Source organism: Microcystis sp. M165S2 (genome assembly GCF_020245885.1).
GTDB lineage: Bacteria > Cyanobacteriota > Cyanobacteriia > Cyanobacteriales > Microcystaceae > Microcystis.
This window is the reverse complement of the sequence record NZ_JADBTZ010000294.1, coordinates 1-9,541: the sequence shown is the minus strand read 5'-3', so window position 1 is coordinate 9,541 and position 9,541 is coordinate 1. Positions and strand designations below refer to the sequence as shown.

Here is a 9,541-nt window from a genome sequence, read left to right as displayed (position 1 = left end):
TTAAAGTTAGGATACTTAGTACGACCAGCAAAGAAATTGGTAAAAGCTGTTTGTAAATGTCTTAACCCTTGTTGTAAAGGTACACAGCTTACTTCGTTTAAAAAGTCTAATTCTTCTTGCTTTTTCCAATCGGTTAGCATCGAAGAAGTTTGAGCATATCCTACTCTTTCTTGTCTTTCGTACCATGCTTGTGTTCGTTCGTGGAGAGCTTTATTGTAAACTAATCTTACACAGCCCAAAGTGCGCCGCAATAGCGACTCTTGTTCGGGTGTGGGGTAAAATCGAAACGAATAGGCTTTTTCAAGGTCTCACATTTTAGCATATATTTGGTAAATGCGCTAGTATTTAACGGTAAAGCCGTCGTAGAACGACGGGGTTTCAGACCCAAAATTTTCGATGAGTCAAAATCCCAATTCTTCCTCGCGACCACTGCAGCCGCTGCCGGTTCCCTCCATGCCGATGCCTCCCTCAGAGTTAATCACGGAAATCAGCATGGGGATAACTGAAGAAATGACGCAACAAGTGGCGATACCGACCAAAAACGTGCCGAATATGCCACAAAATGGTCAAATTCCCGCCACAAGTCCTCCCCAAAATCGCACTCCCAGTCAGGCTGCTTCTCCCCAAACCCCACCCCGGCCGGGTCGCGCCCCCAATCAACCCACCCTAGAACATTTGATCCGGATGGCCTTTGATCGGGGTTATTCGGACGTTCACCTGGGAGTTGGAGAAAAACCCCGGATGCGGGATCGTGGTGAAATGCTCATTCTCGACTATCCCGAAATTGACATCAACACTTTTTATAGTTGGTTACGGGAAATTCTAGGAGAAGAAGAAATCCTTCGTTTTAAAAAAGACCTAGAATTTGACGGTGCAACTCAGTACGAATTCGCTAGAGTGCGGATTAATATCTTTGAAAGTCTGCGCGGTCCGGGCATGGTTTTGCGTCTGATTCCCATGAAAATCCTCACTATGGAACAATTGCGCTTACCGGCGGTGTTCCGGAATGTGTGCGATGTGCATAAAGGATTGATTTTAATCACCGGTCCGACGGGTTCAGGGAAATCCACCACCCTAGCGGCAATGATCGATTACATCAATAAAGAACACGCCAAACATATTATCACCATCGAAGACCCGATCGAATTTGTCCATCAAAGTCGTCGCAGTTTGATCAAACAAAGGGAAGTGGGAATGCACACCCATGAGTTCGATAATGCCCTAAAAGCCTCTTTGCGGGAAGACCCAGATATTATTCTGGTGGGGGAGATGCGGGACAAATCCACCGTTAATACTGCCCTGAAAGCTGCCCAAACCGGTCACTTAGTCATGGGAACCCTGCACACCAACAGCGCCGTAAAAACCCTGGAGCGGATTTTAACTCTTTATACCGCCGAGGAACGGGAATCCATGCGGGTGGCGCTCGCAGAATCCTTGGTTTGTATTATTTCCCAGGGTTTATGTCGTACCACCGACAGTAAACGGGCCGCTTTTCACGATATTCTCGTCAACACAGAAACCGTCAAAGATTACATTTGCAGCGGCAAAAATGACGAAATTCTCGAATTAATGAAAGATGGCGAATACCATGGCATGATTACCACTAATCAATCTCTGTTTAACCTCTATCAAGAGGGACGGATTAGCGATGAGGTCGCCCTGGAAATGTCCCCGGTTCCCAATGAACTGGCGATGATGCTGCGAGGTAGAATCTAGAAAAACCCTGAAGGAAATTCTTGAGGGGTCAAGAGTTTAGTAATCTAGAAAAATAGAAGTTCCTATTTGTTCTCTACGGGAACCCCTCAAGTGACTACTTCCGCGATTGTGTTGCCCGATATTTTTAAAGGCATCGCCCTGTTTACCCCCGGGGGCGACCTGATTTACTGTATCGATCCTGATAAACAAACTCATTGGCATCTGAATCTCTGCGCTGCTCTCCAGTCCGCTTTAGGGTTGCCAGAACCCCCCCATTTTTTAGTTCCTAGTTTTACTGCTACCATCGATCGCTGGCGAGATCCCTATAGTCACCGTATTCATACTAGTGCCGAAGTCTATCCCCTTGTCCGTCGCTATCAGCCTTTATTAAATGCTATTTTCGCCACGGACGATCGAGCTTGGTTTACTGTACCTTGGCAGGAACAATCCTCTAATCCCACTATCTTAGAAACCTATCGTCAGCAGTTTCCCCAACTTTGGCAATCCCACGATCTGATTCTCCGTTATCAGGAGCGCCCCCCAACGACTTCGGGGATTAGTGCTGACTCTGACTATACTAACCCTAGTCCCAAGGGTTATGTTTTGCGGTTATTTGTCTCCGGTAATAATGCCAATACTAAACACACCCTAGAATCGATCCATCAGCTTCTAGAGCGAGAATTACACCATCCCTATACCCTGAAAGTGATCGATATCTCTAAGCATCCAGAACAAGCGGAATCTAATCATGTCTCTGCTATTCCCACTTTAGTCCGGGTTTGGCCGCAACCGGTGAAACGCATCATCGGCGAATTTGAGGATTTACCGCGAGTATTACAGATTATCGCCACTGCTTAGGGTTTAAAGACTTCTGACTCGATTCCTCGCCACCATTCGCCCAATTTCATTAAGTCTTGCTGAATATCATCCAATTCTTGGATATATTCCTGTTGGGAAAGACTGGTGCGACGTTCTTGCAGTTTTTTGAGACGCAATTGCACCAACAGCCAAGGCTTAGAAATACCGTTAGTTTCTTCGATATAGCGAGCGATATCTTGACTATCCATAGTTTTTTACTGTTATTATCCTATATTTTCTCAAATTAACCCGAGAATCCTTTTTTTTAGTTGCAGAAGATTATGTTTGATTTTAGCCACTATTACCCCTACGCTGAATTAGTTTCTTTCCTGAAAAACCTAGTCTCATCCTATCCTAATTTAATTAGCCTCACCTCGATCGGTAAAAGCTACGAAAATCGAGATATCTGGTTAACTACCCTCACAAATCAAGCAACAGGCCCCTATTTAGAAAAACCTGCCTATTGGATTGATGCTAACACCCATGCGGGGGAAGTAACAGGCTCTGCCGTCGCTCTCTACACTATCTCTCATCTTTTGCGCCAATACGGTCATAATTCCCCAATTACCAGACTTCTTGACCATTACACTGTCTATATTTTGCCGCGATTAGCCGTGGATGGAGCAGAAAAATATCTCACCACTCCCTATATGTTACGATCGAGTATTCGGCCCTATCCCCACACGGATGAGAAACCGGGGCTATATCCTGAAGATATTAACGGCGATGGTTTAATCTTACAAATGCGCCAAAAAGATACCTGTGGCGCTTGGAAAATTTCTGAACAAGATCCTCGCATTATGGTGCGTCGCGAACCGGAGGAATTTGAAGGAACTTTTTACACTTTGCTCACCGAAGGTTTAATCCGCGATTACGATGGCTATAATTTTACCACTGCCCCCACCCTAGAGGGCTTGGATTTTAACCGCAATTATCCCGTTTATTGGGTTCCTGAAGGGGAACAACAAGGGGCCGGCAATTTTCCTTTTTCGGAGCCAGAAACCCGTGCAGAAGCCGAATTTTGGGCAAATAACACTAATATTAATGGCTTCGTTACCTATCATACCTATTCAGCAGTCATGTTGCGTCCCTATAGCACGCATCCCGATGAATATTTCCCCGTGGAAGACTTAGAAATGTATAAATATATTGCTGATAAGGGAAAAGCAATGACTGGTTATGAATGCGTTTCTGTCTATCACGATTTTCGTTATCATCCCAAAGAAGTGACTAACGGTGCCATGGATGATTACGGTTACGATCATTTTGGTTGGTATGGTTTTACGGTGGAGTTATGGGATGCACCCACCCAAGCAGCAGTGAAAAAAGATGATTATATTCAATGGTTTCGCTGGCATCCTTTTGAAGATGAATTGAAATTACAGCGTTGGAATGATGAGAATTTAGCGGGAAAGGGTTTTATTAATTGGCAAAGTTTTCATCACCCCCAATTGGGAGAGGTGGAAATTGGCGGTTGGGACTTTAAAAATGTCTGGCAAAATGCCCCAGAAAAGTATTTACCGGATTTATGTGAGAAACAATGTCAGTTTACTATTGCCCATGCTTTAATGTCACCTCTTTTAGCTATCTCTCGTCTTGATCTTAAGTCGGAGGGAAATGGTATTTATCATCTGGTTTTACAGTTGGAAAATCAGGGATTCTTACCCACTTATACCAGTAAAAAGGCACTGGAAAGAAAGATTGTTCGTCCCATTCAAGTCAAGTTAAATTTAGCCGATGAGGTGAGTTTAATAGTGGGAAAATTAGAGCAGGAAATCGGTCACTTAGAAGGGCGCTCAAATAAAGTATATAGTAGTCTTGCTCACGGTTTAGATTATCGCCGTACGGTGGAATGGGTGATTAAGGGAGTTTCTGGTCAAGAAATCGAGATTATCGCTATAGCTGAAAGAGCCGGAACAGTCAGACAAAAAGTGATTTTATAGAGCTATTTTGTTCGATAAAATTGTTAAATAAGTCTCGGGGGATTCTGTGGGTAAGACTCGCAATTTTTGGCTGCGAAGCTCCGGTTTTAATCCCAAAGCTTCTAAAGGAATTATTCCTAATAAATTGTTTTGACCTCCAGGTAATTCCAAACATTCAAAAGTCCCTTCCCGTCCCGCAATAATCAAGGTAGCATCGCGAAAAATTCTCGCTTTTCCTATGCCTTTAGCCGTAGCCACATCTACCTCTTTTAAAAGCTGTAAACCCAAGCGTGAGATTACTTCCGGCACCAGACAAAGAGTAGTTGCTCCCGTATCCACCAAGACATTTTCTAGGGTAAGAGAGCGAATTTGTTCCGGTGCGATCATACCATCCTCCGCACGAATTTGATCCGCGCGATTGATAACTGTAATGGTGGTGTAGATTTTGCCCATATCTTCTGCAATAATTACTGGCTCAACCATAAGATTACCCTCAATTCTACCTGCAATTATACCGGAATAATTGCCAACAACACTGTCTAGTAATTTTAATTATTAATCCGACCATCGGGCATAATTGCACCGAGGAAGTTAACTCCCATCAGATTAGCACTCATTAACTCGGCACCAGTTAGATTAGCATTACTTAAATCAGCACCGATGAGATTTGCTCTAGCAAAGAAAGCATCGACTAAATCCGCTTCGCTGAAATTAACTCCTGAAAGATTAGCCCTTCTTAAGTCAGCATGATTCATTCTTGCTGCTTGAAAATTAGCTTGACTAAGATTAGCTCGATCAAATTTTATTTGAGTCATAGTTGCACTATGGAAATTTGCCTGCATTGCTTCCGTATCGGTCATTTTTGACCGCACTAAATTGGCTCCCGCTAGATTTGCCCCCACTAAACGCGCCCCGATTAAATTAGCCTCAGTAAGTAAAGCATCTTGGAGATTAGCATTAGTTAGATCCGCTTTTCTGAGGTCAACATTGCACAAATTAGCATCCTTTAAATTGGCTCCTACTAGATTTGCTCGCACCAGATCAACCCCTTTCATATTAGCCCCTTGCAGGTCGGCGCGGGAGAAATTAGCTCCTTGTAAATTAGTCTTATGATTTTTCTTTTCCTGACGCATATTTGTTCCCCGCAAACAAGCACCAGTGAGGTTAGCACCACTTAAATCAGCCCCCCGTAAATCCGCCCCGATTAAGTTAGCATCAAGTAACGTCGCTAGGGTTATATCGGTATCACGAAGATTAGCCCCTTGTAGCATCGCTCCGTGTAAATTGGCACTGCGTAAATCTGCCCCATTTAAGTCAGCTTGGTTGAGACTAGCACCGCTTAAATTAGCTGTCACAAGATTAGCTTGAGCGAGATTAGCCCGGTTAAGATAGGTAAAGAGAAGATTGGCTCCGTGCAGATCTGCTTCATTTAAAACAATGCCAATTAAGTCAGCACCAACTAAATTAACTCCTGGTAATTTTAAGCCACTAAATTGAGTTTCTCCTGCGGCATAACGTGCAATTAATTCGTTGGGTTTCATAGGTAGAATATCCAGATAAATTTTGGTAAAAAATTAAAGAATTTTTTGTAAAGTTTGCACCAGAATACTGGCGGTTTGAACGTTAGCATCCGTATCCATTTGGGTTTGAGCAATATTGTATAGTTGAACTTCGATATCCTGGAGGGATTTCCCACTTTGGATGAGTTGTTTTAGTAAATCTTCTAGGGTATAACTTCGCAGAGTTGACCAATCTTGACCGCTCCGATCCCAAGGATGAAATAGGAGCGAGAAAATCAATATTTTGGCTCGTAAAGGATTAGCATACTGGAAAATTTCTAAACGAATTTCAAAGGGGTCGTAGGCGGGAATTTGTGGGAAATTACTGGGGTTGTTATTTGAGGAAGCCGGCTCGGCAAAGGGCAATTCCATGACTAATTGCGGTTCATTTAGATTGATGATCGAAGAGGAAAAATCCACAGGGTCACTTCTAGAGGCGGAGAAAGATCTGGTTTTAGCCGCAGAATCAGAATCATTCTTTAGATCAACTATTTGAGTGTTGAATCTTTGACTTTTTGACTCATTATCCTCTTCTTCGTCATCGTTATCAGTATCGTAGAGAGGCTCTAGCTGGGTAAGAATAATATCGGCTAGGGCTAGGTAGAGAGCTTTTTTATTAATATTTTCGGCAACTTGCTTGAGAGTTTGTCGCAAGCTTAGGAAATTGGGATTGTTTCGCTGAAGTTCTAAAACAATATTTTTTAAGCCATAATTATTAATCACCGCTTGATCGTTTTCCCAACGATTTTTACAAGCGGCAAACATTAATTTTTTAATTCTCGCCGTCTCTCGATGATTTTCTATTCCACTAACCACCTGTCTTAATAAATTATCTTCCTCGTTGTTGACATCATTATTAACGGTGGTGAAGCTAGGGTTAACTTCCGGTTCCACTGGTAATAATTGATTGTCGTAGGCGGCAGCAATATTACTATATAATTGACTGATTTGCTCGATAATAACCGTGGCTACTCCCAGATAAACTTGAGGACGATTGAGGGTTTTAACTAATTTATAAACAGAAAAAGTTAATTGTTCTTTATTGGTTTTGATTTGCACTAACTCCTTCACCAAGTCTTCCATAGCCACACCGTTCAAAATATTAGGCTCATTTTCCCAATATTTTTTACAGATACAAAAGATTAATTTTTTGATCCGTAATTTTTCTTCGTGGCTGTCGAGATAGCGAACTACATCATTAAAAACGTCGATGGATAATTGCATAGGAACCTCTGATCCGAGAAAGGAGCCAGCCGCGCACGCCTCTACTATAGCGGTATGCTATTGGTCTCTCGCGAGTCAGCTTGCCAGAATATATAAGTTATTCCTCGCTTTTAGTGCGTGAAAATATCCTAACCTAAAAGCGTGGCACTATTGAGTTGGGGTTGCCGGATCTGGTCCCTAAAATTAGCAAACGATTATTTTTTCGCCTTTCTCGTTTTTAGTACAAATGCTCGGACAAAATCGGAGTAAAGTCTTTAAGTTTAGACGACCGATGCCCGATAGGGTTAGAGTAATCAGGGAGAAACTGATTTATCGAGAGGCCATATCATCCCATGCTAGAACTCTACCAATTTGAATTATCCGCCTATTGTGAGAAAGTCCGTCTCATCCTCGACTATAAAGGACTTGCCTATAAAAAAAAGGACGTGGTGCCAGGGGTGGGACAATTGGAATTATTCCGTCTTTCCGGACAGCGACAGGTTCCCGTCCTCAAGGATGGCGATACTTATATTGCTGACTCGACGGAGATTGCTTTTTATCTCGATCGCAAGTATCCTGAAAAACCAATTATCCCCACAGATACCCTACAACGGGGTCAATGTTTATTAATCGAAGAATGGGCCGATGAATCCCTGGGATTAAAAGGAAGAACCGCTTTTCTCGGCGCTTTTGCCCAAAATCAAAACTTTCGTACCGCTTTTTTACCCCGGGAAACTCCCGATTTTATGCGCTTGTTGCTGGGTTCTGTGCCGGGGGAATTAATTGATATTTTGGGGGCGGGTGTAGGTCTGGGAAAAGATGCTATCAATACAGCGAAAAAGGGGCTACAACAGGATTTAGAAGCTTTGAACCTCATTTTAACCAATCGTCCCTATTTAGTCGGGGATCAGCCCACTTTAGCCGATTTAGCCGTGGCGGGATTAAGTGTACTGCTTCAGTTTCCCCAGGGTTCCTATCTCAACTTACCCAGGGAATTGCAAGGCAAGGGGATTCCAGGGTTAGCCGATAATAGCGCCTACGAGGGCTTTTTTGCTTGGCGCGACCGTCTTTATAGTCAATACCGTCAAACTATCACCCCGGGAAGTTCCACCCCTCCTATCGATTCCCCCAACTCCATCCAGATTGAATAGCAGTGCTTGACTAGGGTGGTGGGGTGTGGGGTGTGGGGTGTGGAGCGTGGGGTGTGGGGTGTGGGGTCTGGGGTCTGGGGTCTGGGGAGAATAAATAAAATAATCTCCTGACTCCTGAATACTGATCACTGATCACTGATTACTGTTAAGATTCCCGTAAAACGTAGCCCACACCACGCACGGTATGAATGAGGCGTTTTTGACCACCAGCCTCCATCTTCAGGCGTAAATAGCGAATATACACCTCAATAACGTTTGATTCTCCTTGAAATTCGTCTCCCCAGACATTTTCGAGAATTTTATCCCTCGATAATACTTCTTTGGGGTGAATCATGAGGTAGCGCAGCAGTTCAAATTCCTTCATCGTCAAATCAATATTTTTGTTTTTATAGGAGAGACGACGACTGGCTAAATCTAATACTAAGTCACCAAAACGCAATTGTTCGGGGATAATTTCCAGAGGTTGCAGGTAAAAACGGATTAATTTGAGAAAATATGGCGAATTATAGGGTTTGAGAAAATAATCGTCGGCTCCCGCTTCCAAACAGGCCAGACGTTCTTCTAGGGTTTCTTGAGATACTAACAAAATAATATAAACGCGACTTCCCTGGGAACGTAAACGACGACAAAAATTCACACCAGCCTCCGCTGCGAGGAAGCGATCGAGTATAATTATCGCTGGCTGACAACTTTTCACTTCTGGGAAAGCCATATCAATGCTAGGCACGATCAGGGGACGATAACCTGCTTCTTTCAAGTCCGCACTAGCTAGTTTAGCGATATTCTCCTCAATTCCCACCAAGAGAATTGAAGAACTCGGAACGGATGTACTCATAAATCAGAAGCGGTAAAGAAATAGGAAAGATAGGGAGGGGACTACCTAATTTTGACACTCTCGCCGTCAAGCTAGGCTGTGACGGGAGATTCTTGCTTCTACTCCTCTTAACTAGACACAATCCGAAGACTATGCCCCCGTCAGACCGAATCCACAATCGTTTTAGTTTAACATCTACCGACTGCCCGGACGGCTCTGAATTTTATTTGTGGGCAGAATTGACCTTAGCCGTTAAGCTTCTATGCTGCTTGACCCGTCACCATTACATTTTCAAGGGCGATATTTGTTCCGAGGTACAAAGGAGCGGGAGGTTTCCGT

General features: G+C 43.4%; 10 protein-coding genes. 4 read left to right on the top strand and 6 right to left on the bottom strand.

Annotated elements, in window-relative coordinates; all coding sequences use genetic code 11:
* On the bottom strand, nucleotides 1-251 hold a 251-nt coding region (locus IM479_RS14910), incomplete at its 3' end, for a helix-turn-helix domain-containing protein (RefSeq protein ID WP_287699477.1).
* Nucleotides 252-396: 145 nt separating this feature from the next.
* Between IM479_RS14910 and IM479_RS14905 the strand changes: the two genes are divergently transcribed.
* A complete protein-coding gene (locus tag IM479_RS14905; protein WP_287686802.1) occupies nucleotides 397-1,716 on the top strand; it encodes a type IV pilus twitching motility protein PilT in 1,320 nt (439 codons plus the stop codon).
* Nucleotides 1,717-1,806: 90 nt separating this feature from the next.
* The gene (locus IM479_RS14900; protein WP_286826478.1) at nucleotides 1,807-2,553 is read left to right on the top strand and encodes a circadian clock KaiB family protein; all 747 of its coding nucleotides are present in this window, start codon (nucleotides 1,807-1,809) and stop codon (nucleotides 2,551-2,553) included.
* Here IM479_RS14900 and IM479_RS14895 read toward each other — a convergent pair.
* Entirely contained in the window at nucleotides 2,550-2,762 is a 213-nt protein-coding gene (locus IM479_RS14895) for a hypothetical protein (protein WP_287077952.1), read from the bottom strand. The two genes, IM479_RS14900 and IM479_RS14895, sit on opposite strands and share 4 nt — an antisense overlap.
* A 72-nt stretch (nucleotides 2,763-2,834) precedes the next feature.
* Here IM479_RS14895 and IM479_RS14890 point away from each other — a divergent pair, with 72 nt between their 5' ends.
* Complete coding sequence (locus IM479_RS14890) at nucleotides 2,835-4,496, top strand: M14 family metallopeptidase (protein WP_287686800.1); 1,662 nt, start codon at nucleotides 2,835-2,837, stop codon at nucleotides 4,494-4,496.
* On the opposite strand, the gene IM479_RS14885 is transcribed toward IM479_RS14890, so the two are convergent.
* The 3 genes from IM479_RS14885 to IM479_RS14875 all read right to left on the bottom strand — a co-directional run bounded on the left by IM479_RS14885 (nucleotide 4,491) and on the right by IM479_RS14875 (nucleotide 7,258).
* Nucleotides 4,491-4,958: a retroviral-like aspartic protease family protein gene (locus tag IM479_RS14885; protein ID WP_287686799.1), complete on the bottom strand. Its 468-nt coding sequence runs from the start codon at nucleotides 4,956-4,958 to the stop codon at nucleotides 4,491-4,493. The genes IM479_RS14890 and IM479_RS14885 overlap by 6 nt on opposite strands.
* A 65-nt stretch (nucleotides 4,959-5,023) precedes the next feature.
* Nucleotides 5,024-6,016, bottom strand: a complete 993-nt coding sequence (locus tag IM479_RS14880; RefSeq protein ID WP_287686798.1) for a pentapeptide repeat-containing protein — start codon at nucleotides 6,014-6,016, stop codon at nucleotides 5,024-5,026.
* A gap of 33 nt (nucleotides 6,017-6,049) precedes the next feature.
* The gene (locus tag IM479_RS14875; protein WP_287686797.1) at nucleotides 6,050-7,258 is read right to left on the bottom strand and encodes a hypothetical protein; all 1,209 of its coding nucleotides are present in this window, start codon (nucleotides 7,256-7,258) and stop codon (nucleotides 6,050-6,052) included.
* Nucleotides 7,259-7,590: 332 nt separating this feature from the next.
* Between IM479_RS14875 and IM479_RS14870 the strand changes: the two genes are divergently transcribed.
* Nucleotides 7,591-8,388 carry a glutathione S-transferase gene (locus IM479_RS14870; protein WP_287686795.1) on the top strand — a complete coding sequence of 266 codons (798 nt, stop codon included), beginning with the start codon at nucleotides 7,591-7,593 and terminating at the stop codon, nucleotides 8,386-8,388.
* A gap of 145 nt (nucleotides 8,389-8,533) precedes the next feature.
* Here the strand turns inward: IM479_RS14870 and nblR are convergent, their stop codons facing one another.
* A complete protein-coding gene (gene nblR, locus IM479_RS14865; protein ID WP_287077958.1) occupies nucleotides 8,534-9,223 on the bottom strand; it encodes a response regulator transcription factor NblR in 690 nt (229 codons plus the stop codon).
* Nucleotides 9,224-9,541 lie beyond the last annotated feature (318 nt).